Consider the following 25,191-nt stretch of genomic DNA (forward strand, 5'->3'; position numbering starts at 1 on the left):
CCCCTCTGTCCTGCCGGACATCTCCCCCGCAAGGGGGGAGATCGGATGTCACGCCGGCTTTCGCCAATCACCAACATCGAAGGAGAGGTGCCGGCAGTGGAGCTGCCAATCTCCCTCCTTGCGGGGGAGATGGCCGGCAGGCCAGAGGGGGGTGTCTCGCGCCAGGGTCTCACAATCTTCTACGTCCCGCGCCACGCAAAAGGGACGCCGAAGCGCCCCCTTCGACTACCAAGTGGTGATCAGGCTCACCCATTCACCAGCGCCAGAAGCTCCTCAGTATAGCGCTTGCCCATCACCTTATCCGGCGAAAGCGCATCACCAATCGCCGCAACCTCTGCCGCGCTCAGTTCGATCCCGGCCGCCGCCGTGTTCTGCTCGAGATGACGGATTTTTCGCGCGCCGGGGATCGGCACGATGAAATCGCCCTGGTGCAGCACCCAGGCCAGCGCCAGCTGCGCCGAGGTTGCGCCCTTTTCAGCCGCCAGCTTTTCCAGCGTGGCGATGACGGCGGCATTGGCTTCCATCGCCTCGGCCTGGAAGCGCGGCAAGGTCCGGCGCCAGTCGTCGTCGCTCAAGGCCTCGGGCTTGCCGATCGTGCCGGTCAGCAGGCCACGGCCGAGCGGGCTGTAGGGAACGAAGCCGATCCCGAGTTCGCGGCAGATGGCGAACACCTCGTCCTCCGGGTCGCGGCTCCACAACGAATATTCGCTCTGCACGGCAGCAATTGGATGCACGGCATGGGCCCGGCGGATGGTCGCGGCACTCGCCTCGGACAGGCCAAGCGCGCGCACCTTGCCCTCGCGCACCAGTTCGGCCATGGCGCCGACGGTGTCCTCGATCGGCACGTCGGGGTCGACGCGGTGCTGGTAGTAGAGGTCGATCACATCGGTGCCCAGCCGTTTCAGCGAGGCCTCGGCGACCGCCTTGACGTGCTCGGGGCGGCTGTCGACGCCCGCCATGCGGTCGAGGCCTGTACCTTCCTCCAAAATCTTGAAGCCGAATTTTGTCGCGATCGTCACCTTGTCACGCACCGGTTTCAGCGCCTTGCCGAGCAGGATCTCATTCTCGAAGGGGCCATAGACTTCCGCCGTGTCGAAGAAATTGACGCCGATGTCGACGGCGCGGTGCAGCGTGGCGATCGCATCGGCTTCCGCTTGGCCGCCATAGGCGAAGCTCATGCCCATGCAGCCGAGGCCGACGGGGTAGACGTTCAATTCAGTTCCTAGCTTGCGGGTTTGCATAACGCGTCTCCTTGTTGCGATGTGGCAGAAATAGCGCCTTGCCTTGTGTTCGATAATCGGTTTTCATCCGCACGGGCTGTACTAAAAGATAGATCAATGAATCGAGCGCATCTTTCACAACTGGCGGTGCTGGCGACTGTCGCTCAATGCGGCAGCTTTCGCGGCGCTGCCAGGGAATTGGCCATCGCGCCTTCGGCGGTTAGCCACGCGGTATCCAGCCTCGAAGCCCGGCTTGGCGTGCGCCTGTTGGCACGCAGCACGCGCAGCGTTGCCCCGACCGAGGAGGGCGCGCAACTACTCGAGCGATTGCGGCCGGCGCTTTCCGAGATCGACCTGGCGCTGGAGACGGCAATCGAAGCGCGCGACCGGCCGGCCGGTAATCTGCGGCTGACCGTGCCGCGCACGGCAGCGCATCTGGTGCTGACGCCGCGGCTGGGCGCCTTTGCGGCGGCCTATCCCGACATCGTGCTGGAGATCGCCATCGAGGACCGCTTCACCGACGTGGTGGAAGGCGGCTTCGATGCTGGCGTCAGGCTAGGCGAGAGCCTGCAGGGCGACATGATCGCGGTGCGCATCGGGCCGGACCTTCGCGGCGCGGTGGTCGGCGCCCCGGTCCATTTCGAGGCGAGCCCTAAGCCGCGCCACCCGCGCGACCTGGCCGGCCACCGCTGCATCCGCTTCCGCTTCTCCAGCGGCATTCTCTACCGCTGGGAATTCGAGAAAGGCCGCGAGACGATCGAGATGGCGGTGGAGGGACCGCTGATCCTCGATGAGGACCATCTGATCGCGCAGGCGGCGGTCGACGGCGCCGGGCTCGCCTTCGTCTTTGAGGATTATGTCCGCGCCCCGCTCGCCGACGGCAGGCTGATCCGCGTGCTGGAGGATTGGTGTCCGTCCTTCGACGGCTTCTTCGTCTATTATCCGAGCCGCCGACAGATGCGCCCGGCGCTGCGCGCCTTCGTCGATTTCTTCAAGGTGAGTGGATAGCCCACCCTCCCCCTTGTGGGGAGGGTCGCGCAGTAAAATGCCGCGAAGGCGGCTTTTGCGAAGCGGGGTGGGGGTCTCGTAGGGCGCACCCCCACCCCGTCTCGCAGTCTTCGCTTCGCTCCGACCGCGAGCCGACCCTCCCCACAAGGGGGAGGGTGAAGCGCGTCGGAAGAAAGCCGCCTCACCGTTCGTTCACGTCCCATGCAAACATCGATCACCAACAGCACCACCCGCTATGGCTGGGGCGCGATCATTCTTCACTGGCTGATTGCGCTGATCTTCATTGGCCAGTTCGCTCTCGGCTTCGTCATGGTGCGGCTGACCAGTCAGCGCACCGCCTTCGAGCTGATCCAGCTGCACAAATCCTTCGGCTTTCTGCTGCTCGGCCTGATCATCCTGCGCATCGCCTGGCGCCTGGGCAATGCAACGCCGGCGCTGCCGCGTTCGGTCGGGTCTGTGGAACGTCGGGCAGCACCGTTGGCCCATTTTGCGCTCTACGCATTCCAGCTTGCCTTGCCCTTGTCCGGCTGGGCGCTGGTGTCGGTCTCGATGCTGGAGATCCCCAGCCTGCCGTTCAACCTGTTCGTCATGCCGAACCTGCCACTGGCCGAATCGGATGGTGCCGAAAGCTTCTGGGCGGCGGCGCATTGGTATCTCGCCTATGCCGGTATGGCGCTCGTGGCTCTCCACGTCGCGGCGGCACTGCGGCATCATTTCCAGCTCAGGGATGGCGTGCTCACGCGCATGATCACGCCTTCGTCAGATCCGGAATAGAGCGAGCGGTTCATTCGTTCATGGAGTGAGGGCGCAAGAAATGCGCTGCCTCCAACAAGGAACATCCCATGTACACGCGCATCCTCGGATTTGCGGCGGTCGCCGCTTGCCTTGCCATGCCTGTTTCAGCGGCCGTCGCGCTTGGTGACGCCGCCGGCAGCTATTCGATCAGCCCGGCCAGCTCCAGCATCCGCTTCTCCATCGACAAGGTCGGCGGCGGCGGCCTCAATGGCGCCTTTGCCCGCTTCAAGGGGTCGATCCGCATCGACAACAGCGATGTCGGGCGCTCGCAGGTCAATTTCACCATCTTTCCCGAAAGCGTCGGCACCGGCCAGGGCCGTATCGATGCCTTCCTGCGCTCCGACGCGGTGTTCGATGCTGCCAAGAACCCGGAAATCCAGTTCCGCTCGACCAGCGTGACCCGAACCAGCGACACCACGGCCCTCGTCAGCGGCCGGCTGACGGCGCGCGGCAAGACGTTCCCGGAAAAATTCACGGCCGAGCTTGGCGGTCTCAAGGCTGGCACCATAAAATTCCATGTCACCGGCAAGGTGTTGAGGTCACGCTACGGCATGGATGTCGGCACGCCGATCTATTCCAACATCGTCGACTTCGACATGACGCTGACGGGGAAAAGGGGCTGACCCTCGTCATTGGCTTTTCCGGCAATTTCGGGCAAACCTCGTGGCCTGTAATCGTGATGGAGAAGCCTGATGTTCCGATGGGGTGTGTTGTCGACGGCCAAGATCGGCCGCGAGCATTTGTTGCCGGCCATGGTCGAGGCGGAGAACGGCGTGCTGTCGGCGATCGCCAGCCGCGACCTGTCGAAGGCCAAGGCGCTCGCCGACCGCTTCGGCGCGCGCCATGCCTTCGGCTCCTATGAGGAACTGCTTGCCTCCAACGAAGTCGACGGCGTCTACATCCCGCTGCCGACCTCGCAGCATGTCGAATGGACGGCAAAGGCCATCGAAGCCGGCAAGCACGTGCTGGTCGAAAAGCCGCTGGCGCTCGACGCCAAGGACATCCTGCCGCTGATCAAGCTGCGCGACCAGAAAAAGGTGCTGGTCTGCGAGGCCTTCATGGTCATCTACCACCCGCAATGGATCAAGGTACGCGACCTCATCGCCAGCGGCGCCATCGGCCGGCTGCGCCATGTGCAGGGTGCCTTCTCCTACTACAACGTCGACCCCAGCAACATGCGCAACCAGCTCGACCTCGGCGGCGGCGCGCTGCCCGACATCGGCGTCTACCCGACCGTGTCGACGCGCTTTTCGACCGGCAAGGAGCCGCTGCGCGTGCAGGCGACGATCGAGCGCGACAAGACATTCGGCACCGACATCTACTCCTCGATCCGCGCCGATTTCGGTGACTTCGAACTGTCCTTCTACCTGTCGACGCAGATGGCGGCGCGCCAGGTCATGGTGTTCCACGGTGAGAAGGGTTTCATCGAGTTGTTCTCGCCTTTCAATGCCGGGCTCTACGACCACCACCGCGTCGAACTGCACAACCAGAACCACTCCGAGGCGCAGGTGTTCCGCTTTCCCGGCACGCAGCAATACCGGCTGGAGGTCGAGACCTTCGCGCGTGCGGCACAGGGCGGCAAGGAGCGCGTCTTCACGCTGGAGGAATCTGTGCTCAACCAGAAAGTCATCGATGCCATCTTCCGCGCCGGCGGCACGGACGGCTGGGAGACCGTCTGACCCCGGCAATAAAGTAACCGGCTAATTCTGGGAGGAAAGATGGCTGACGATGCGGACGTGATCATTGTCGGCGCCGGCCTTGCCGGGCTGGTTGCCGCCGCCGAGCTTGCCGAGGCCGGCAAGAGAATCATCATCGTCGACCAGGAGCCGGAGCAGTCGCTCGGCGGCCAGGCGTTCTGGTCGTTCGGCGGCCTTTTCCTCGTCGATTCGCCCGAGCAGCGGCGCATGCGCATCCGCGATTCGCATGACCTGGCGTTGGAAGACTGGCTGGGCACCGCGGCTTTCGATCGGCCCGAGGATTTCTGGCCGCGCAAATGGGCGGAAGCCTATGTCGGCTTTGCCGCCGGCGAAAAACGCTCCTGGCTGATGCAGCGCGGCCTGAAATTCTTCCCCGTGGTCGGCTGGGCCGAGCGCGGCGGCGGCAATGCCATCGGCCACGGCAATTCGGTGCCGCGCTTCCACATCACCTGGGGCACCGGGCCCGGCGTGCTGGAACCTTTTGTCCTGCGCGTGCGCGAGGCGGAAAAGCGTGGATTGATCAGCTTCAGGTTCCGGCACCGCGTCAATGAATTGACCCGCACGGGCGCTGTTGTAACCGGCGTGCGCGGCGACATCCTGCAGCCAAGCCCCGTCGACCGCGGCCACAAGAGTTCGCGCGATGTCACCGGCGATTTCGAGCTTCATGCGCAAGCGGTGATCGTCGCCTCCGGCGGCATCGGTGCCAACCACCAGCTTGTCCGCGAAAACTGGCCGCAACGGCTCGGCGCTGCACCGAAGCGCATGATCGCCGGCGTGCCCGATCACGTCGACGGCCGCATGCTGGCGATCACGGAACAGGCCGGCGGTTCGATCATCAACCGCGACCGCATGTGGCACTATGTCGAGGGCATCAAGAACTGGGCGCCGATCTGGACCGACCATGCGATCCGCATCCTGCCCGGCCCGTCATCGCTGTGGCTCGATGCCCGCGGCAAGCGCCTGCCGGTGCCGCTCTATCCCGGCTTCGACACGCTGGGCACGCTCAGCCACATCATGAGCACCGGCTTCGATTATTCCTGGTTCATCCTGACCAAGAAGATCATCCAGAAGGAGTTCGCGCTGTCGGGCTCAGAACAGAACCCCGATTTGACCGGCAAGAGCTGGCGCCAGGTGCTCGGCCGCGCCACCTCGGGCATTCCGGGTCCGGTCAAGGCGTTCATGGAAAAAGGTGAGGATTTCATCGTCGAGGCCGATTTGCCGGCGCTGGTCGCGCGCATGAACGCGCTTGCCGGCGGCGAGCCGCTTCTTGGGGTGGCCCAGGTCGAGCGCGAAATCCGCGCCCGCGACCGGCAGCTCGACAACCCGTTCTCCAAGGATATGCAGATCACCGCTTTGCGCGGGGCGCGCGCCTATCCCGGCGACCGGCTGATCCGCACGGCAAAGCCGCACAAGATGCTCGACCCGGCAAACGGCCCGCTGATCGCGGTGCGGCTCAACATCCTGACCCGCAAGACGCTGGGTGGCCTGCAGACCGATCTCGACAGCCGCGTGCTGGGTGCCGATGGCCAGCCGGTCGCCGGGCTCTACGCCGTCGGCGAAGCCGCCGGTTTCGGCGGCGGCGGCGTGCATGGCTATGCGGCGCTCGAAGGCACCTTCCTCGGCGGCTGCATCTTTTCCGGCCGCAGCGCCGGCCGGTCGGCGGCTGCCTCGGTGTAATAAGGTTTCAGGCGGCGAGGCGAAAAGACCGCTCACCAGTGCCAGGCACCCTGTCCAAGGGCAGCAACCGCGTCAACGATCCGGGTAAAACTCGCGCGGGCGCGGCCGACCGTGTGCCGAGCCCTGAGATAGCCATGCACCAGGCCCGGTTCCTCGAACCAGTATGCCCGTCCGCCGGCCGCGACGATGCGGTCGCGATAGGCTTCGCCGTCGGACGACAGGGGATCGCATTGCGCGGTGATCAGCACTGTCGGCGGCAGGTAGGCGAAATCGGCGTCGGCAAGCGGCGACTGCGTGATGTCGCCGGTGCCGTCTTGCCCGCCGGTGCGGATGTTCTTGTAGAATTCGAGATCGCGCGTTGTCAGCATCGGCGCTTCGGCATGCGTTATGTACGATCCTTGCGACCGGTCGCCGCCGAGGCCGGGATAGATCAGAACCTGGCCGATCGGCCTTTTCGAATGGCCGCGCGTGGCGTGACTGACGGCGGCGCAGAGATTGCCGCCGGCGCTGTCGCCGCAGAGCACGATAGGATGATGGCGATTGGCGGCGGCCCATTCGAAGGCGCTCGTAGCATCGTCGAAAGCGGCCGGATGCAGATGCTCCGGCGCCAGCCGATAATCGACCGAGACCACCTCATAGCCGGTGCGGGCGCACAGTTCGGCGCAGACATCGTCATGGCTGTCCAGTCCGCCGAGGATGAAACCGCCGCCATGGGCATAAAGCACCGTCACTGCCGCCTGCGGCGCGCTTCGGTAGATGCGGATCGGGATGTCGTGCCTGAGGGTTGAAATTGCGGAGGTTTCGACCGCAACGCCGTCGGGATGGCCGGCAAAGAACTCGCGGCACATCCGGTCATAGATCTCGCGCTGCTGCGCGATCGTGTAGTCGATCGTATCGGGCGGGTAATAGGAATTCGTCCGCTCGATAAAGGCCCACGTCTCGGCGTCGATGAGGGTTTTGTAGTCGGTCATGAGTGAGGCTGCCGAAGTCGAACCTGGGCACCCCCCTCTGGCCTGCCGGCCATCTCCCCCGCAAGGGGGGAGATTGGCAGTTTCGATCGCGGTGCTCTTCTTGCAGCGTCGACTATTGGCGAAAGCAGAAACGACGTCCGATCTCCCCCCTTGCGGGGGAGATGCCCGGCAGGGCAGAGGGGGGTGTGACGGAACGCCATCGTTCCTGCTACTTCCCCTTCCAAACCGGCTCGCGCTTTTCGGCGAAAGCGCGAAAACCCTCCATGCCGTCCTCGGAGCCGTAGAGTGCATCGACCGTCGGCAGCTGCCGCCGCGTCACCCTGTTCATCGCGTCCTGGAAGGTCAGCGCCTCGGCCACACGCGCGGTCTCCTTGATCGCGGCAAAGACCAATGGGGGACCGCTGGCGAGCAACCGGGCGATCTCCCAGACGCGCTCCTCGAGCTTTTCCTTGGGCAGCACTTCGTTAACCAGGCCCCAGCGATGCGCCTCGGCGACATCCATCCAGCGGCCGGTGAGCAGCAGGTCCATGGCGACATGATAGGGGATGCGCTTCGGCAGTTTGATCGTCGCCGCGTCGGCCAGCGTACCGGCGCGGATTTCGGGCAGCGCGAAGGAGGAATGGTCCGAGGCGTAGATGAGGTCGCAGGACAGCGCCAGCTCGAAGCCACCGCCGACCGCCATGCCGTTGACGCAGGCGATGACCGGCTTGTTGAGGTCGCGCAGTTCCTGCAGGCCGGCAAAGCCGCCGACGCCATAGTCGCCGTCGACCGCATCGCCGCCGGCGGCGGCCTTGAGGTCCCAGCCGGCGCAGAAGAACTTGTCACCGGCGGTCTTGACGATGGCGACGCGCAAATCCGGATCGTCGCGGAACGCCTTGAAGGTCTCGCCCATCAGCCGCGAGGTCTTCAGGTCGATGGCGTTGGCCTTGGGCCGGTCGAGGGTGACCTCGAGGATGGTGCCCTCGCGGCGGGTCGAAATGACGTCAGACATTCTTGTTCTCTCCCAGCACCAGCAGCGCGTCGGCGATCCAGGCGCCTTTGCCCTCTGCACAGACGATCAGCGGGTTGATGTCGAGTTCCTCGATCTCACCGGCATTCTGCTGCACGAAGGCGGCAATGCCCGAAATGGCATTGATGGCAGCCGCGACATCGGCCTTCGGCCGGCCGCGATAGCCTTCGAGCAGCGGGAACAGTTTCAGGCCGCGCAACGCCGCCTCAATATCGTCGCGCGTCGCCGGCAGCATCAGCGTGACGCTGTCGCGCAACAATTCGACCAGCACGCCGCCGGTGCCGAGCGTCATCACCGCGCCGAACATAGGGTCGCGGGTGAAGCCGACGATGAGTTCGGCGACGCCGTCGCGCACCATGCGCTCGACATAGAGCCCGGTGCCGAGTGGCAACAGGTCATGCGCTGCGGTGCTAACGGATTCGGCATCCCTGAGATTGAGCCTGACAGCCCCAACTTCGGATTTGTGGGTGACGCCGAGCGCCTTCAGAGCGAGGGGAAAGCCAAGCGCCATGGAAGAGATCACCGCCTCGACCGCATTGGCGGCGCGTTCGCCCTTCGGCACCGGCAGGCCAGCCTTGATCAGCCGTGACTTCGCCTCGGCCTCATCGGGCGTGACGTGGTCACCGCCAGGCGCACCAGCAGCAGAAGTGTCGATCTGCTGCGCCTGCGGTTCAGCCCAAGCCCAGCCGATGAAGGCCGCCGCCCCGGCTGCATCCATGGCTTCCGAAATGCCGAACAACGGCACCATGCCGCGCGCCATCAACTCGGCCGTGTATTCCTCCGGCAGGTTCTCCGGCAGCGAGGAGACGATCGCGCCATGCGCCTTGTTGGTCTTCAGCGCCGATTCGAAGGCGCGCAGCGTCGCCCACCAGTCGGTGACCGAGCAGCGGTCGGGGCGCGGAAAATCCAGCACCAGCATGTTGAGGTCGAAACCGCCCGACACCATGGCCGTGAAGGTGGCGGTCATCGCCGGCTCGTTGTTCCAGATGAAGGTGTGGTAGTCGAGCGGGTTGGCGACCGCGACCAGCGGCCCGAGCGTCGATTTGACATGGGCGCGGTGGCTGTCGGTCAGCACAGGGAAATTGACCCAGCGCCCTTCGGCGCTGTCGGCCATGACAGAGGCCTCGCCGCCGGAGCAGCTCATCGACGACAGCCTGTATCCGGGCAAAGGTCCGGTGATGTGCAGCAGCTTCAGCGCCTCGATGAAGGCGGGGATCGAATCGACGCGCGCAATGCCGAGCCGCTTCAGGAACGCACCCGAGGCCGCGTCCGAGCCGGCGAGCGAGGCGGTATGCGAGACGGTCGCCTGCCTGGCCTGTTCGGAACGGCCGACCTTCATGGCGATGATCGGCTTCTTCAACTCGCGGGCTCGCGCCGCCAGCCGTTCGAAGCCGGCTACGGAATCGAAGGCTTCGATGTGCAGGCCAAGCGACGTGACGCGCTCATCCTCGATCAGGCCGAGCGCCATTTCGGACAGGCCGGTCTGCGCCTGGTTGCCGGCGGTCATCAGAAAGGCGATCGGCAGGCCGCGCTTCTGCATCGTCATGTTGATGGCGATGTTGGAGGACTGGGTGATGATGGCGACGCCCTTGCCGCCCTCAGCCAGTCTTATGCCGCCATGCTGGTCGGGCCACAGAAGCGCGCCGTCGGCATAATTGATCAGGCCGTAGCAATTCGGCCCGATGATCGGCATCGAGCCGGCCGCCCCGACCAGCTCGGCCTGCAGCCGCTCGCCATCATCGTCATAGGCCTCGGTTTCGAGGAAGCCGGCGGCAAAGCAGACGGCACCGCCGGCGCCGCGTTCGGCCAGCGCCTTGACCACCTCGATGGTCAAATGCCGGTTGACGCCGATAAAGGCAGCGTCCGGCGCGTCAGGCAAATCGGCGACCGAACGATAGGCCTTGCGGCCCGCGACCTCGTCCTTGGTCGGATGCACCGGCCAGATCTCGCCGGCAAAGCCCATCTTGATCGATTGGGCGACGACGGCCGCGGCCTGCGCACCGCCGAACACGGCAATCGATTTCGGCCGCAGGAGACGCTCAAGTTTATGCATATGTTATGCCCCAAACGGACGCAGCAGCGCCCGTGAAATGATGTGGCGCTGGATTTCCGACGTGCCCTCCCAGATGCGCTCGACGCGGGCGTCGCGCCAGATGCGCTCCAGCGGCAGATCGTCCATCAGCCCCATGCCGCCATGGATCTGGATCGCCTCGTCGGCGACGTATGCCAGCATCTCGGTGGCCTTCAGCTTGGCCATGGCCATGTCCTGATCGGTGACGGTACCCTGATCGTACTTCCAGCCGGCCTCGAACACCATCAGGTCGGCGGCCTTCAGTTCGGTCGCCATGTCGGCGAGCTTGAACGACACGCCCTGGAACTTGCCGATCTGCTGGCCGAATTGCTGGCGCTGCGCGGCGTATTCCACGGCATGCCCAAGCGCCCGCTCGGCGCGGCCGAGGCAAGTGGCGCCGACCTGCAGCCGGGTGGCGCCGAGCCAGGAATTGGCGACGTCGAAACCCTTGTGGACTTCGCCCAACACTTGGGCGGCGGGCAGCCGGCAATCGTCGAATTCGAGGATGGCGTTGGTGTAGCCGCGATGCGAGACGTTGCGGTAGCCATCGCGGACGGTGAAGCCTTTGGTGCCCTTGTCGACGAAGAAGGCGGTGATCTTCTTGCGTTTGCCGCGCGGCGAATCCTCTTCGCCTGAGGCCATGAAAACGATGGCAAAGTCGGCGAGGTCGGCGTGGGAGATAAAATGCTTGGTGCCGTTCAGCACCCAGTCGTCGCCATCCTGCACCGCCGTCGCCTTCATGCCGCGCAAGTCGGAGCCTGCGCCCGGCTCGGTCATCGCCAGGCAGTCCCATTTCTCGCCGCGGATGCAGGGGAACAGATATTTCTCGCGCTGCTCCGGCGTGCCGGCCAGAAGGATGTTGGAGGGCCGCGCCACGCAGGTCCAGTGCAGCGCATAGTTGGCGCGGCCAAGCTCCTTTTCGTAGAGCAGCCAGGTCACTGTATCGAGGCCTGCGCCGCCGACATCGGCCGGCATGTTGGCGGCATAGAGCCCAGTCTCGATTGCCTTGACCTTGATCTCCTCGATCAGGTCGCGGCGCAGCACGCCGGTGCGCTCGACCTCGCGCTCATGCGGGTAAAGCTCATTTTCGACGAACGCACGCGTCGTCTCGACGATGAGCCTCTGTTCCTCCGACAGACCGAAATCCATGCTCTCAGCCCTTCTTCTTGCCGGTCTTTTTCTTCGGCTTTTCGGCTTTCTTCACCGGCTTCAACGCTTTGGCTTTCTCGGCAGCCTTGGAGGCCGTCGGTTTCTTCGCCGCCAGTCTGGCCAGCTGCCTGGTATAGTCCTTGTGCAATGCGCCGGCGCCCCAGCCCTTGCCTTTGTTCTGCTTCGACAGCGCATCCATGATCGCGACCAGATTGTCATCGCGGATCTTTTCCAGCTCGCGGATCGACATGCCATGCGCCTGCTCGTCCGACTGGGTGGCAATCAGGTCGACCAGCTCGTCGTTGAACTCCGGCACGTCCATCAGCTTGGTCCATGGCCATTTCAGGCAGGGCCCGAACTGCGCCATGAAGTGGCGCATGCCGGCCTCGCCGCCGGCGACGCGATAGACCTGGAACATGCCCATCTGCGCCCAACGCAGGCCGAAGCCGTAGCGCATGATATCGTCGAGTTCCTCGACCGTGCAGATGCCGTCCTTGATCAGCCACAGCGCCTCGCGCCATGCCGCTTCGAGCAGGCGGTCGCCGACGAAGGCCTCGATCTCCTTGCGGATGACGACCGGCTTCATGCCGATTGAGGCATACATCTCCTTAGCGACCTCGATCGCCTCGGGAAAGGTCTGCTCGCCGCCCACGATCTCGACCAGCGGCAGGAGATAGACCGGGTTGAACGGATGGCCGACGACCAGCCGCTCCGGATGCTTCTTCATCGCCACCTGCATGTCGGTTGGCTTGATGCCCGAGGTCGAGGAGCCGACAATCGCATTGGCCGGCGCGTGGGTATCGATCTCGGCGAGCACCCGGTGCTTGAGGTCGAGCCGTTCCGGCACGCTTTCCTGAATGAAATCGGCATCGGCCACTGCCTCGGCGATGGTCTTGGCGAAGGTCAACTTGCCCTCCTTGGGCAGACCGCCGGGAACCATCTGCCTATAGGCGCGGCGCGCGCCCTTCATCACTTCACCAACCTTGCGCGATGCCTCGGGATCGGGGTCGAAGATCGACACGTCGATGCCGTTGAGCAAGAGCCGCGCCACCCAGCCGGCGCCGATGACGCCGCCGCCGATGGCGGCTGCCTTGTTGATGATGCTCATGCGGAAGCTCCGGTTCTTGTCGTGGCTGTTGCGGGATCGACGAGCGGCACGCGCTCACCGGCGCGGATCACCGAGGGATCGTAGGCCTTGCGGGCAAAGACCTCGATCACAAGGGGCCGGAAGAATTCGATGGGCAGCGTGTCATAGTCGGGGTCGAAGCTCGACTGGTCCCAGCGCTCGCAAAACTGGTCGCAATCGTCGAAATAGGCGTGGCCGGCAAAGCGATCGCGCGCATGGCGGTTACCGCCCAGATGATGGGCATAATAGAGCCGCTGGAAGTCGCCATGTTTCTCCACCACCCAGGTGCATTGTTCGCGCACGAAGGGTTTCAGGATCGAAGCGGCATATTCGTCGTGATTGTAAGGCGCATAGATGTCGCCGATGTCGTGCAGCAGCGCGCAGGCGATCCAGTCGGTGTCGGCGCCGTCACGCCAGGCACGCGTCGCCGCCTGCAGCGAATGGCCGAGCCTTGTGATCTTGTAGCCCGACAGGCCCGCGTCGAGTTGCACCAGCGCGTCGAGCAGCCGTTCGCCGGTCCTGGCCGCATAGTCGATTTCATGCGCGGTCAGGAACTCGTAATCGTCCCGATCGCCATCCTTCATCGCGGTGAATTTGACGGTAGTCATGTCGACCCTTCCGATGAATGAACTTCTTGTTTCAGCATGATCTTATCCGAAAACCGGTTCCCACTTTTCGGGATCATGCTTATGCCGCTATCGGCGCCCGCTTGGTCAGGTTCAGCTTCTTGCGCACTTCCTCGGGGCCGATGATCCTGGCGCCCAGATTGGTGACGATGCTGGCGGCACGCTCGACCAGCTGAGCATTGGTCGCCAGCACGCCCTTGTCGAGCCACAGATTGTCTTCCAGCCCGACGCGGACATTGCCGCCGGCCAGCACCGCCGCCGCGGCATAGGCCATCTGGTTGCGGCCGATGGCGAAGGCCGACCAGTTCCAGGTCGACGGGACATTGTTGACCATGGCCATGAAGGTGTTGAGGTCGTCAGGCGCGCCCCACGGCACGCCCATGCAGAGCTGCACCAGCGCATCCGGGTTCAGCACCTTTTCCTCGACCAGTTGCTTGGCGAACCACAGATGGCCGGTGTCGAAGGCCTCGATCTCCGGCTTGACGCCGAGCGCCGTCATCATGCCGCCCATGGCGCGAAGCATGCCGGGCGTGTTGGTCATGACATAGTCGGCTTCGGCGAAATTCATGGTGCCGCAGTCGAGCGTGCAGATTTCCGGCAGGCACTGGCGCACATGTTCCATGCGGTTGGTGGCGCCGCCCATGTCGGTGCCTTTTTCGTTGAGCGGCAGCGGCGCTTCCGGCGATCCGAACACCATGTCGCCGCCCATGCCGGCGGTCAGGTTCAGCACGACGTCGACATTGGCCTCGCGGATGCGCTCGGTCACCTCGCGATAGAGATGCACGTCGCGCCTGGGCTTGCCGGTCTCGGGATCGCGCACATGGCAATGCACAATGGCGGCGCCCGCTTTGGCCGCATCGATGGCGGAGTCCGCGATCTGCTTTGGCGAGCGCGGCACATGCGGGCTGCGGTCCTGCGACCCGCCGGACCCGGTCACGGCACAGGTAATGAAGACCTCACGGTTCATCGCAAGCGGCATGGAACTCTCCTCCGATAGAAACAGACCACAACAATGCCCGACTTGCCGGAAACTGTTTTGCGTTTTACGAAGCTTCCATGACAAAAAGCGAAAAACCGACGATCTTTCGCGCCGAGCGTCTGCCGCTCAAGGTGACGCTGCTGGTGTTTTCCGGCTCGTCGATCATGTGCGTGGCCTCGGCCGTCGATCCGCTACGCGCCGCCAACCGTATCTCCGGCGAGACCCTGTTTGATTTTCGGCTGGTCTCGGTGACCGGCGAGGCTCCGGTCACCACATGCGGCCTGCCGGTGGCGGTCAGTGGTCGTTTCGACGCGGCCGAGCCGACTGACGTTCTCGTCGTCGTCGCCGGTTTCGGCACCCAGAATTATGCAACCTCGGCTCTGTTGTCCGGACTGCGCCGGGCGGCACGCACGGCGCGTGCTTGCGGCGGTGTCGAGGCGGGCACCTGGCTGGTGGCTCGCGCCGGCCTGCTGGAAGGGCGCAGTGCCACCACCCATTGGGAGGACATGGAGGATTTTTCCTCGGCCTTCCCTGGCGTCGATGTCCGCCCGGATCGCTATGTCATTGACGGACCGGTGTTTACCTCGGGTGGCGCGTCGCCGACCTTCGACCTGATGCTGCATCTGATCCGCACGCGGCTCGGTATGGCGGTGGCGCTCGATGTCGCCAGCGTCTTCATCTACGACCAGGCGCGCGCCGCCACCGACGCACAGCCGCTGGTCTCGCTCGGCCGGCTCGATGGCTACGACCCGCGCCTTGCGCAAGCCATCCGGCTGATGGAATCGCATGTAGACCAGCCGCTGACTATCGAAGCGGTGGCCAAGCGCACCGGCGTGACGGCGCGAACCCTGGAGAGCATCTTTCGCAAATCGATCGGCGAGACGCCGGGCGCCTATTACCTCAGGCTGCGCCTCGCCGCCGCGCGCCGGCTGGTGGTAGACACGCGAGTGGCGATGGCCGATATTGCCGGGCGGACCGGATTCTCGTCCGCCGCCGCATTTTCGAGGGCGTTTTCACGGACTTTCGGCGAAGCGCCGGTCAGATTGCGGAGGGGGTAGGTTTCAACGGGCGATCAGGCCGCGTTCTGACGGTCGCCGTCGATCTGCGAGCGCATCTGTCTGGCAAGATGGGTCTCGAAACGGCTGGCAACGGCGCGGTCCCATTCGTTGGAGCGGCGCGTACCATCCTTCGGATGCGGCATCGCCATCAGCCGGTCGATGATCGATCCGGCCTCGCCAGGTGAGAGCAGGGCGTCGATTTCACGTTCGTTCTGCATATCGGTTCGCCTCCTTCTTCATCTCCCGCCACGAGCCAGTCTTATACGAGATTCGTGACGGCAGTTTGAAGGCAAGAGCGAGGTCATTGAAGGGCGTCGAAGGGCAAAACCATGTCGCGTGACCGGGCCATGCGCAAAGCTGTTCCTGCGCCTTGGCAGGTCAGGTCAAGGAGAGATCTACAGCCGCTTTTCGAACAGCACCGTGGTGAAGCCACTGTCCCATTCGTCGTCTGGATAGCGATTTTTTTCGATATAGCCGACCGCCTTGTAGAGTGCTTGTGCGGGCAGGTTGAACGTGTCGGTTTCCAGCCGCGCCTGCGCCAATCCGGCGGCGCCGATCGCCTGTTCGGCATGGGAAAGCAGCTTGCGGCCGACACCTTGGCCTTGACGGGACGCCATGACGTGCAGGGCCTCGATGAAATCCGCGCGCCAATGGATCAGGCCGGCGACCTCGCCATCGATCTCGGCAACGGCGAATTCAGGCCAGCTCTGGTCGACATAGCGCCCGCCAATATCCGTCTCGACATAGCGCCGCGCCGCTGCTTCGGTGATGTTCGGCAGCCATGTGCCTTCGAAGGTTTCATGCAGCACCTGCTTCAACGCCGGAATATCGCTCGCCTGCGCCGGGCGCACGATGATTCGATCCTCTGCCATTTTCCGTCTCCCGCCAATGCATGTCGCCCAAAAGCGCACAGCGATTTTGGGATGGCGACATGCATAAAATAAAGGCTGCCGCACGGGCCCTCTTTCGGCGACACGCGTGGCATCTTGATTACACGCTGGCTGCCGAAGATCTGTGCGATCCTCGGCAGCCTCGTGCGAAGTGGGCTGACTAGCAGATGGCGATGGCGGCGGCTTTCAGCCAGTAGTGTCGGATGTCGGTCCAGAGATGGAGCGGCGCGCGCCTTACACGTAGCGGTTGACGATATTTTCCAGCAGTTCCTGGCGGCCGGACCTCGGCTGCGGCTCGATCTTCTTCTTGACGACACGCTCGGCGATATCCTCAAGCGTGCGCTTGCCGGCGAGCATCGCCTTGCCCTCGGCCGTGTTCCAGCCGGCATAACGTTCGGCCAGCGGCGCCGATAGCGCCTTGTCCTCGACCATGCGGGCCGCGGCTTTCAGGCCGCGTGCGCAAGAATCCATGCCGCCGATATGGCCGATCAGCAGGTCCTGCGGATCGAGCGACTGGCGGCGCAGCTTGGCGTCGAAATTGGTGCCGCCGGTCTTGAAGCCGCCGGCCTGCAGGACCTGATAGTAGGCCAGCGCCATTTCTGGCACGTTGTTGGGGAACTGGTCGGTGTCCCAGCCCGACTGGTAGTCGTTGCGGTTCATATCGATCGAACCGAAAATGCCGAGCGCATTGGCCAGAGCCAGTTCGTGCTCAAAGGAATGGCCGGCCAGGATGGCGTGGCCCTGCTCGATATTGACCTTGACCTCCTTCTCCAGCCCGAAGCGCTTGAGGAAGCCGTAGACCGTGGCGACATCGTAATCGTACTGATGCTTAGTCGGCTCCTGCGGCTTCGGCTCGATCAGGATCGTGCCCTTGAAACCGATCTTGTGCTTGTAGTCGACGACCATGCTGAGGAACCGGCCGGCCTGTTCCTGCTCGCGCGCGAGGTCGGTGTTGAGCAGCGTCTCATAGCCTTCGCGCCCGCCCCACAGCACGTAGTTTTCGCCCTTCAGCCGCTTGGTGACGTCGATGCAGCTTTTTACCGTCGCCGCCGCGTAGGCAAAGACGTCCGGATCGGGATTGGTGGCCGCACCCGACATGAAGCGGCGGTTGGAGAACAGATTGGCGGTGCCCCAAAGCAGTTTGACGCCGGTCTGCTTCATCTTGCCCGCAAAGTAATCGGCGATCTCGTCGAGGCGCGCGGCACTTTCGGAAAAGTCCTTGCCCTCCGGCCGCACATCGGCGTCATGGAAGCAGAAATAGGGCGCGCCAAGCAGCGAGAACATCTCGAAGGCGACGTCGGCCTTGAGCTTGGCCAACTCCATCGTGTCGGTGCCGCCGGCCTTGGGGAACCACGGCCGGTCGAAGGTCTGGCCGCCGAACGGATCGCCGCCCGGCCAGGCAAAGGAGTGCCAGTAGGCGACGGCGAAGCGCAGATGGTCTTCCAGCCGTTTGCCGGCGACGACCTCGTCGGGATTGTAGAATCTATAAGCCAGCGGATTGGTCGAATCCGGCCCTTCATATTTGATTTTCTTGATGTCGCCGAAGAATCCGCTGCTCATGATTTCTGTCCTCTCACAAAGTTCTGCCGCCATTACCTCAGGCGTAATTGGTTTCAGGCCAGCGCTGGTCGAAAAGGGTCATGTCAAAGCCACCAAACGAAGGAGACAGACCATGACCGACCTCACCAATATCGCTGAAAACTACATCACCGCCTGGAACGAAAGCGATGCCGGCCGCCGGGCCGAATTGCTCAAGGCGACCTTCACGGAAGACGTCAGCTATCGTGATCCGCTCATGCAGGGCGACGGCCATGAAGGCGTCGCGGCTCTGATCGACGGCGTGCAGCAGCGCTTTGCCGGCTTCCGGTTCTCGCTGAAGGGCACGCCGGACGGTTTTGCCGACAAGATCCGCTTTTCGTGGAATCTCGGACCTGAGGGGACGCCTTCGGTGATCGAAGGTACCGACATCGGAATCATCGAGAACGGCCGCCTGAAGAGCGTCACCGGCTTTCTCGACAAGGTGCCTGCGCAGTGAGCCGGACAGCCGCGGCGTGGGCGAAAGATCGCTCACGCCGTGGCGACCTTGATTGCCGGATAAAGCGCCCGGTAGCGCTGATAGGCGTCGGCATAGACCCCGCCAAGCGCCGCGTCCGGTTCGATCGTCGCATCCGTTCTCGGTGCCGTACAGACTTCAAGCGGATCGGCACCCGTCGCAGCAATCAGACCGAGCCGTGCGGCACCAAAGGCGGCGCCGAAATCGCCGTCGGCGGGAATGTCGACAGGCAGTTGAAGCGCGGTGGCAATCGCCTTCAACCAGTAACGCGAGCGCGAGCCGCCGCCGATCGCCGTCACTCGCGTCAAGCTCGTGCCGGCCGTGGCCAGGGCTTCGAGGCTGTCACGGAAGGCAAAGGCTACACCCTCCAGCACGGCCTGGGTCAGCACGGCACGGCTCGATTCATGCGCCAGCCCTGTGAACGCGCCGCGAATGGCGGCATCATTGTAGGGTGTGCGCTCACCTGAAAGGTAAGGCAGGAAGGACACGCCTCCGGGCGCCTTCAATGTGTCGCCGAGCTCAGTGGTCAATTCGCCGGCGCTCTTCCCGGTGATTTCGGACAGCCAGTTAAGCGAATCCGTCGCCGACAGAATGACGCCCATCTGATGCCAGGTGTTCGGCAGCGCGTGGCAGAAGGTATGCACGGCACTTGCCGGGTTGGGCAGGTAGGAAGCGTTGGCGGCAAACAGCACGCCCGATGTGCCGAGCGAGACGAAAGCGTGGCCGGCGCCGACCGTGCCCATGCCGCAGGCCGAGGCCGCATTGTCGCCGGCGCCGCCGGCGATCGGAATGCCGGCCTGGACGCCCCATTTCGATGCCAATTCGCTGCGCAGTGCGCCTGCCTTGTGCGTGCCCTCAACCAGCGACGGCATCTGCCTCTCGTCGAGCGACGTCGCTGCGAGCAGGTCCGTACTCCAGCGCCGCTTGCCGACATCGAGCCAGGACGTACCGGCAGAATCCGACATTTCCGAAATGTGTTCGCCCGAAAGCCAGAGCCGCAGGAAATCCTTGGGCAGCAGCACTTTTGCCACCTTGGCGAAGACAGCGGGCTCGTTGTTCTTCACCCAGGCAAGTTTCGGCGCGGTGAAACCGGGAAAGACGATGTTGCCGGTCAGGGCGCGGAAGCGCGGATCGGCATCGAGGACAGCCGCCTCGGCATGACTGCGCGTGTCGTTCCACAGGATGCAGGGACGCAGCACCTTGTCGGCGGCGTCGAGCAGCGTGGCGCCATGCATGTGGCCGGACAGGCCGATGCCCTTGACCGCGGCGAACTCTTTTGGATGCCTGGCCCTGAGGTCGGCAATCGCCTCTTCGCAGGCGCGGATCCAGTTGTCCGGGTTTTGTTCCGACCAGCCGGGATGCGGCCGCGACACGTCGATCGACGCATGGCCGGAACCGATGACGGTTTGCCCGGCATCGATCAGCAGCGCCTTGACGCCCGACGTCCCGAGATCGAGGCCCAGATACATGTCTTCCTCCCACGCCAGTTAATTTTTTCGGGTCTCGAAAAAATCTGGCTTGGCCAGTTTTTAAAACAAGATCCGCTTCGGGTCAATTCTCGGACAAATCGGCGGCGCGTCGCACAAATAGCGCTGACAGCGGACTGTCGGGCCGCGCCATCGAACGCTCCGCCGTGAGCGCCCTGGCCAGCGCACCGTCACCGGCGCGCAACGCTGCCTCGATCAGCGTCAGGTCGATCACATCGCGCTGGGCGTGGCTGCCGCCGAAGCGATGAGCGATCGACCGAATCGGCCGGATCAGGCGCACGGCCTCGGCGTAGCTGCCCTCCCCGAATGCTTTGATGGCGAGCGTCAGCGGATGGCCGACATCCCGCGTGAAAGCCGCATTGTCGTCGCTGCCACGCATGGCATCGCGCTGAGCCTCAAGCAAAGCGAGGGCCGGCACATCTAACCCTGCACCGACAAAGGCCATCATCGCGTGGGCATCGTTGAAGGCATAATTGCCGGCGCCGGCCTTGTGCCAATTGGCGGCGAGCGCCGCCCAGCGGTCGCCGACATTGACGCCGCGGAGGGCGAGCCGCCACAAGACTGCCGAGGCATCGACCATGTTGAGCGCCATCGTCGATTGCACGCTGTAGATAGGGCCGTCATAGAGGGCCAGCACCGCGTCGGTCTCGCCGAGATCATAGTGGAACAGCGCCAGGTGCCACCAATTGTGCACCTGCAGGAAGCTCTCCCTTGTCCACGCTTCCGGGTTGGCCTGCATCCAGGCGATGCCATCCCTTTGCCGGCTCTGCATTTCCATGACATGGGCGACGGCGTGCTGCGCCCAGCCATCGCGCGGCTCCATGTCGACCGCCGCGCGGCCAAGCTGCTCGGCCCTGACATAATCACCCATTTCCTCCAGCCCGAAGGCCTGCATGCCGAGCATGGCGTGGTAGCCGGGCATGCAGCTTTGCCATGACGGCAGGGCCCGTGCGATGCGGTCGCGCAGCATGCGTGCATTGCCGGTGAAGAAATCGATCTGGTGGCCGACCTGCAGCGCCAGCCCGTCGCGGGGGGTCTCGATGGCGACGTCCTCGAGAATGCGGCTGGCTTGATGCCATCGTCCGCTGGCGAGATGCCCGAGGGCCGAGACATGCGCCCGCTCGCGCGTGGTCGCGGCAAGCGGCAGTGCGGCCTCATGGCAGGCCTTGGCCACGGCCGTCGCCTCCCGCTCGGTGGCGAGGCCGAACAGATAACCCTTGAAGACATGCGCCATGACGAAGCCGGGATTTTCCGCGATGGCGCGGTCGACGGAGGCTACGGGATCGCCGACGAAGCACTGCAGTTCACGCACTGCCTGGCTGTAGGGGGTGAATCCCGCCTCCGTGGCGCCCGAAAGTGCCAGGCCGAATGCGTCCCTGGTTGCCATGCGATGTCCTTTTATCGACCCGTGACAGGCCCTCGATCCTTCGGCCCAAACCGATCCTAAAGCATGGGCCACGGCAACGCCAACCGCGCGCTACGCCAGGTCATTTGAGTAGTCTTTGCAGTTTAGCAACCATGCGGGGTAGATTAGGCTTTGTAAAATCGAATGAATTGTGTCTTCATTACGGCGACTGGCGGGGGCTGGAAATCGCGAATCGAGAGGGGACGCGATGCGGCATATGAAGAACTCACTTCCGAATAGTCGTTCGGAGGATGTGCAGGTGGCAGTTGCTTCGCTACGGCGAAAGCCGCAGCCGCTACACCCGTGGCTTATTAGCATCTTCTCAACTACGGCTTTTGCGTTGCTGCCCAACTCCGCCGCGTTTGCCGCATGCGTGCTGGGTCCATCCGCCGGAAACACCGTCTACACCTGTGATAGCGGCGACTCAGGCGGCAGCCTCGCCGATCCCGATGGCGACAACACGCTGAATTTTCCCGCCGGCGGCACCGGGCAGATATCAGGCAACGTCACCTTTGGTGTAGGCACGGATCGCATCGATATGCAGTCAGGCACCATCACCGGCGCCGTCGATCAGGGTGGCGGCACGGATTTCTTCACCATCGGCGCGGGTACCGTCGCCGGCAATGTCCAGCAGGGCGCCGGCATCGACGACTTCAACATGAGCGGCGGCCAGATCGGTTCGCTCAACCAGGGCGATGGCCTCGACACCTTCACCATGACCGGCGGGCGCATCGTCGATTTCTTCGACGATGGCGACCGTGCCGTGATGACCGGTGGCCGCATCGGCCGCGTCAACATGAAGCTCGACCAGAACTACTTCAACATGTCCGGCGGCACCATCGACCGCAACCTCGTCACCGGCTTCGACAAGGACACGATCATCCTGTCGGGCGGCACCATCGGCGGCAACATCAGCGTCAGCGGCGGCAACGACAGCGTCACGGTCACCGGCGGTACGGTCGGTGGCGATATACTGATGAGCGTTGGCGCCGATAACTTCGTCTGGAATGGCGGCGGCATCATCTATGGCGCCGTCGACCTCGGCGGCGACAACGACACCGCCGAACTCAGCAACCTCACCAACGCCAATCTCGGTGCCACGAATACCATATCGGGTGGTCTCGGCACCGACGCGCTGACCCTGGACAACGTCAAACTGGACGGGATCAGCCGGCTCCAGAACTGGGAAAGCATCGACGCCACCAATGACACCGAGCTGACGCTCGACGGCAATCTGGTGCTCGGCGACAGCGGCACCGGCACAGGTTCGCTCAGTGTCGATGCCGCAAGCACGCTCTATGGCGGCGGTTTCAACGCGGCGATCCAGGCGTTTACGGCGGGTCAGTTGGCGCAGGTCACCAATGCCGGACGCATCGACCTGACCAATGGCAGCACCGGTGCCACCGACAGCCTGACGATTTCGGGCAATTATATCGGCCTGGGTGGCCTGCTGCTTATCCAGACCGAGCTCGGTGACGATTCCTCCGCATCCGACAAGTTGGTCCTGTCGAGCGGAACGGCTTCCGGTTCGACCGGCATTTCCGTGGTCAATCTCGGCGGCGCGGGGGCTGCGACCACGCAGGACGGCATCATGGTCGTCCAGGCAATCAACGGCGCCACCTCGGGCGCCACGACATTTGCGCTCGACGCCCCGGTCGCCGCCGGTGCCTTCGAATATTACCTGTTCAAGGGCGGCGTCAGCGCCGGCAGCGAGGAGAACTGGTACCTGCGCTCGACGCTGAACACGCCGGCCCCGCCGGCCGCAGCCCCGCCGGTGCTGGAACCTGCTGCGCCGCCGGAACCTGAGCCGCCGGCAACCGAACCGCCGCCGCCGCCGCCCATCGACCCTGCGCCGCCGCCACCGCCGGAATCCACCCCCGGCGACCCCGATCCGGTTGATCCGGCGCCGCCGGTCGTGCCGACCGATCCGCCGCCCGCGACACCACCGGCACCACCGCCGGCACCAGTGGCAGATCCGCCCCCGCCGCCGCCGGTGGTGCCAACGGAGGTGCCCGACCTACCGACACCAGCGGCGGGCGAGGAGATCCTGCTCTATCGCATCGAGGTTCCGGTCTATTCGGCCTTGCCGCCGGTCGCCGAACATCTGGCGATGACGACGCTCGGCACCTTCCACGAACGGCGCGGCGAGCAGAGCCTGTTGTCGAACACCGAGCTGTTGCCGGTCTGGGGCCGCATCTTCGGTCAGGACAGCAAGATGGCGTATTCAGGAACGGTATCGCCGTCCTTCGACGGCACCCTGTTCGGCCTTCAGGCGGGCTTCGATCTGTTCGGCCGCGAAACCGCGTCGGGCCAGACCGATCGCGCCGGCCTGTTCGTCGCCTATGCCAGCATGAATGGCGACGTGCGCGGCCAGGCGCTGGGCTGGGACAATCTGTCCGTCGGCAGCATGGATATCAACGGCACCAGCGTCGGCGGTTACTGGACCCGGATCGGTCAGGGTGGCTGGTACCTGGACGGCGTCCTCATGGCCACCTTCTTCGGCGGAAACGCAACATCGTCGCGCGACATCGGCATCGATGTCGGCGGGACCGGCATCACCGCTTCGCTGGAAGGCGGCTATCCCATCGCGCTGGGGCAAGGCTGGACGCTTGAACCGCAGGCGCAACTGGTCTGGCAGCAACTGTCGCTCGACGATGCGTCGGACCGCTTTGCTTCGGTTTCCTTCGATACGGACGGCAGCGTGACCGGCCGGCTCGGCGCACGGCTGCAAGGCGAAACAACGATCAATGGCATGGCGCTGCAGCCGTACCTCAAGGCCAACATCTGGCACGATTTCGGCGGCACGAGCCATGTCAATTTCGACACCACCGATATCTCCACCGAGGGCAGATCGACCTCGTTCGAATTCGGTGGCGGTGTGATCGCCAAGGTGACGGACAAGGTCAGCATCTTCGCCACCGGCGACTACACCACCAATCTCGGCGGCGACGAGCGTCGGATCCTCGAAGGCAATCTGGGGTTCAGCGTCAAATGGTAAGGCCGGTCATGACCCCGAAAAACAGTTTCGGGGTCATGGTCAGACAGAGAGCCTAATTGCTGGAACGCATCGCCACGGTGGCGATGCCGGCGCCGACCAGCAGTGTGCCGCCGGTGCGGTTGAAGATGCGGATCGCCTTGGGATTGCGCACCATGTTGCGTGCGCGTGAGGCGATCAGCGCATAGCCGAAAGCATTGGCGAAGGCGAGCGCCAGGAAGGTCGTCTCGAAGATCAGCATCTGCGTCCAGAAATCGGCGTGCCGGTCGAGGAACTGCGGCAGGAAGGCGACGAAGAAGGTGATACTTTTCGGATTGAGCGCGGTAACCAGCCAGGCGTGCGCCATCATCTTGGCCGAGGAGACCGCGTCGGTGCGCGGTTCGGCCTTCAGCGCGCCACCGGCGCGAAACAGTTTCACGCCGAGATAGATCAGATAGCCGGCGCCGATCAGCTTCAGGATGGTGAAGACGGTCGCCGAAGCCGCCAGCAGCGCGCCGATGCCCAGCATCGACAAGGTCATGGCGGTGAAGTCGCCCAGCGCCACGCCGACGGCCATCGGCAGCGCGGTGCGCCAACCCTGGCCCAGCGCATAGGACACGACGAGAAGGATGGTCGGTCCCGGAATGATGAGAAGGATCGTCGACGCGGCGGCGAAGGCGGCCCAGTTTTCGAAGGACATGCTCGTCTCCTTTGAGCTTAAAGAAGAGGATAAATCCTTAGGCCCGGGAGAATGTAAAGAGGCGATTGACCTGACTGCGCCAGCGGCGGATCGGTGTCAGTTCGCGCCGCTCAGCGTGCTCACAATATCGGCTAGGCTGACATTGGCACCGAGAACGGTTGCCGCCGCGACAATGGCAGCGGCAAAAAGCTTGATGTCGGTTTTTAAGGTCTTGCACATGGGAGCCCCTCGCTGATGGTTCGAGGAGTAAAAACGCCGGCGTCGGGAATATGACCCGACCGAGGTCTTTTTGTGCA

The 25,191-nt window shown here is 64.1% G+C and carries 23 protein-coding genes; 8 read left to right on the forward strand and 15 right to left on the reverse strand.

The genetic code is table 11. The features are described from left to right. Positions 1-245: 245 nt before the first annotated feature. Positions 246-1,241: an aldo/keto reductase gene (locus tag EOA13_RS03080; RefSeq protein WP_127289606.1), complete on the reverse strand. Its 996-nt coding sequence runs from the start codon at positions 1,239-1,241 to the stop codon at positions 246-248. 96 nt (positions 1,242-1,337) lie between these two features. Between EOA13_RS03080 and EOA13_RS03085 the strand changes: the two genes are divergently transcribed. From EOA13_RS03085 to EOA13_RS03105, 5 genes are all read left to right on the forward strand, one after another. Next, positions 1,338-2,228 carry a LysR family transcriptional regulator gene (locus EOA13_RS03085; RefSeq protein WP_127289608.1) on the forward strand — a complete coding sequence of 297 codons (891 nt, stop codon included), beginning with the start codon at positions 1,338-1,340 and terminating at the stop codon, positions 2,226-2,228. A 201-nt stretch (positions 2,229-2,429) separates the two neighbouring features. Further along, the gene (locus tag EOA13_RS03090) at positions 2,430-3,002 is read left to right on the forward strand and encodes a cytochrome b (protein ID WP_127289610.1); all 573 of its coding nucleotides are present in this window, start codon (positions 2,430-2,432) and stop codon (positions 3,000-3,002) included. A 68-nt stretch (positions 3,003-3,070) separates the two neighbouring features. Then, a complete protein-coding gene (locus tag EOA13_RS03095; protein WP_023810598.1) occupies positions 3,071-3,646 on the forward strand; it encodes a YceI family protein in 576 nt (191 codons plus the stop codon). A gap of 69 nt (positions 3,647-3,715) precedes the next feature. Then, positions 3,716-4,702: a Gfo/Idh/MocA family oxidoreductase gene (locus EOA13_RS03100; RefSeq protein WP_127289612.1), complete on the forward strand. Its 987-nt coding sequence runs from the start codon at positions 3,716-3,718 to the stop codon at positions 4,700-4,702. 39 nt (positions 4,703-4,741) lie between these two features. Then, on the forward strand, positions 4,742-6,397 hold the full coding sequence (locus EOA13_RS03105; RefSeq protein ID WP_127289614.1) for an FAD-binding dehydrogenase: 1,656 nt from the start codon (positions 4,742-4,744) through the stop codon (positions 6,395-6,397). A gap of 32 nt (positions 6,398-6,429) precedes the next feature. Here EOA13_RS03105 and EOA13_RS03110 read toward each other — a convergent pair whose 3' ends face one another. From EOA13_RS03110 to EOA13_RS03145, 7 genes are all read right to left on the reverse strand, one after another. Beyond that, a complete protein-coding gene (locus EOA13_RS03110) occupies positions 6,430-7,368 on the reverse strand; it encodes an alpha/beta hydrolase (RefSeq protein WP_127289616.1) in 939 nt (312 codons plus the stop codon). Positions 7,369-7,576: 208 nt separating this feature from the next. Then, positions 7,577-8,359, reverse strand: a complete 783-nt coding sequence (locus EOA13_RS03120) for a carnitinyl-CoA dehydratase (RefSeq protein ID WP_127289618.1) — start codon at positions 8,357-8,359, stop codon at positions 7,577-7,579. After that, positions 8,352-10,430 carry an acetate--CoA ligase family protein gene (locus EOA13_RS03125; protein WP_127289620.1) on the reverse strand — a complete coding sequence of 693 codons (2,079 nt, stop codon included), beginning with the start codon at positions 10,428-10,430 and terminating at the stop codon, positions 8,352-8,354. The genes EOA13_RS03120 and EOA13_RS03125 overlap by 8 nt, the downstream gene beginning before the upstream one ends. A gap of 3 nt (positions 10,431-10,433) precedes the next feature. Continuing rightward, the gene (locus tag EOA13_RS03130) at positions 10,434-11,597 is read right to left on the reverse strand and encodes an acyl-CoA dehydrogenase (RefSeq protein ID WP_127289622.1); all 1,164 of its coding nucleotides are present in this window, start codon (positions 11,595-11,597) and stop codon (positions 10,434-10,436) included. Positions 11,598-11,601: 4 nt separating this feature from the next. Beyond that, positions 11,602-12,705 carry a carnitine 3-dehydrogenase gene (locus tag EOA13_RS03135; RefSeq protein WP_127289624.1) on the reverse strand — a complete coding sequence of 368 codons (1,104 nt, stop codon included), beginning with the start codon at positions 12,703-12,705 and terminating at the stop codon, positions 11,602-11,604. After that, entirely contained in the window at positions 12,702-13,331 is a 630-nt protein-coding gene (locus EOA13_RS03140; RefSeq protein WP_127289626.1) for an HD domain-containing protein, read from the reverse strand. The genes EOA13_RS03135 and EOA13_RS03140 overlap by 4 nt, the downstream gene beginning before the upstream one ends. A gap of 79 nt (positions 13,332-13,410) precedes the next feature. Beyond that, positions 13,411-14,328, reverse strand: coding sequence for a 3-keto-5-aminohexanoate cleavage protein (locus EOA13_RS03145; RefSeq protein WP_023775990.1), 918 nt, complete (start codon positions 14,326-14,328; stop codon positions 13,411-13,413). 77 nt (positions 14,329-14,405) lie between these two features. Here EOA13_RS03145 and EOA13_RS03150 point away from each other — a divergent pair, with 77 nt between their 5' ends. Beyond that, positions 14,406-15,386, forward strand: coding sequence for a GlxA family transcriptional regulator (locus EOA13_RS03150; protein WP_127289628.1), 981 nt, complete (start codon positions 14,406-14,408; stop codon positions 15,384-15,386). A gap of 14 nt (positions 15,387-15,400) precedes the next feature. Here EOA13_RS03150 and EOA13_RS03155 read toward each other — a convergent pair whose 3' ends face one another. The 3 genes from EOA13_RS03155 to xylA all read right to left on the reverse strand — a co-directional run bounded on the left by EOA13_RS03155 (position 15,401) and on the right by xylA (position 17,836). Next, entirely contained in the window at positions 15,401-15,604 is a 204-nt protein-coding gene (locus EOA13_RS03155) for a hypothetical protein (RefSeq protein WP_127289630.1), read from the reverse strand. A gap of 177 nt (positions 15,605-15,781) precedes the next feature. Continuing rightward, positions 15,782-16,258: an N-acetyltransferase gene (locus tag EOA13_RS03160; protein ID WP_127289632.1), complete on the reverse strand. Its 477-nt coding sequence runs from the start codon at positions 16,256-16,258 to the stop codon at positions 15,782-15,784. Positions 16,259-16,510: 252 nt separating this feature from the next. After that, positions 16,511-17,836 (reverse strand): xylose isomerase, encoded by a 1,326-nt coding sequence (gene xylA / locus EOA13_RS03165; protein WP_127289634.1) that lies wholly within the window; start codon positions 17,834-17,836, stop codon positions 16,511-16,513. A gap of 112 nt (positions 17,837-17,948) precedes the next feature. Between xylA and EOA13_RS03170 the strand changes: the two genes are divergently transcribed. After that, positions 17,949-18,311 carry a nuclear transport factor 2 family protein gene (locus EOA13_RS03170; protein WP_127289636.1) on the forward strand — a complete coding sequence of 121 codons (363 nt, stop codon included), beginning with the start codon at positions 17,949-17,951 and terminating at the stop codon, positions 18,309-18,311. 32 nt (positions 18,312-18,343) lie between these two features. Here EOA13_RS03170 and xylB read toward each other — a convergent pair whose 3' ends face one another. Beyond that, the gene (gene xylB / locus EOA13_RS03175) at positions 18,344-19,798 is read right to left on the reverse strand and encodes a xylulokinase (protein WP_127289638.1); all 1,455 of its coding nucleotides are present in this window, start codon (positions 19,796-19,798) and stop codon (positions 18,344-18,346) included. An 82-nt stretch (positions 19,799-19,880) separates the two neighbouring features. After that, on the reverse strand, positions 19,881-21,203 hold the full coding sequence (locus tag EOA13_RS03180) for a tetratricopeptide repeat protein (protein WP_127289640.1): 1,323 nt from the start codon (positions 21,201-21,203) through the stop codon (positions 19,881-19,883). Positions 21,204-21,429: 226 nt separating this feature from the next. On the opposite strand from EOA13_RS03180, the gene EOA13_RS03185 reads away from it, so the two are divergent. Beyond that, a complete protein-coding gene (locus EOA13_RS03185; RefSeq protein ID WP_127289642.1) occupies positions 21,430-24,219 on the forward strand; it encodes an autotransporter outer membrane beta-barrel domain-containing protein in 2,790 nt (929 codons plus the stop codon). Between the two features lie 52 nt (positions 24,220-24,271). On the opposite strand, the gene EOA13_RS03190 is transcribed toward EOA13_RS03185, so the two are convergent. Both EOA13_RS03190 and EOA13_RS39320 read right to left on the reverse strand, forming a co-directional pair. After that, on the reverse strand, positions 24,272-24,895 hold the full coding sequence (locus EOA13_RS03190) for a LysE family translocator (RefSeq protein ID WP_127289644.1): 624 nt from the start codon (positions 24,893-24,895) through the stop codon (positions 24,272-24,274). A gap of 96 nt (positions 24,896-24,991) precedes the next feature. Continuing rightward, positions 24,992-25,114: a hypothetical protein gene (locus EOA13_RS39320; RefSeq protein ID WP_013528283.1), complete on the reverse strand. Its 123-nt coding sequence runs from the start codon at positions 25,112-25,114 to the stop codon at positions 24,992-24,994. Positions 25,115-25,191 lie beyond the last annotated feature (77 nt).

The sequence above is a fragment of the Mesorhizobium sp. M7A.F.Ca.US.011.01.1.1 genome, assembly GCF_003998295.1.
Classification (GTDB): Bacteria; Pseudomonadota; Alphaproteobacteria; order Rhizobiales; family Rhizobiaceae; genus Mesorhizobium.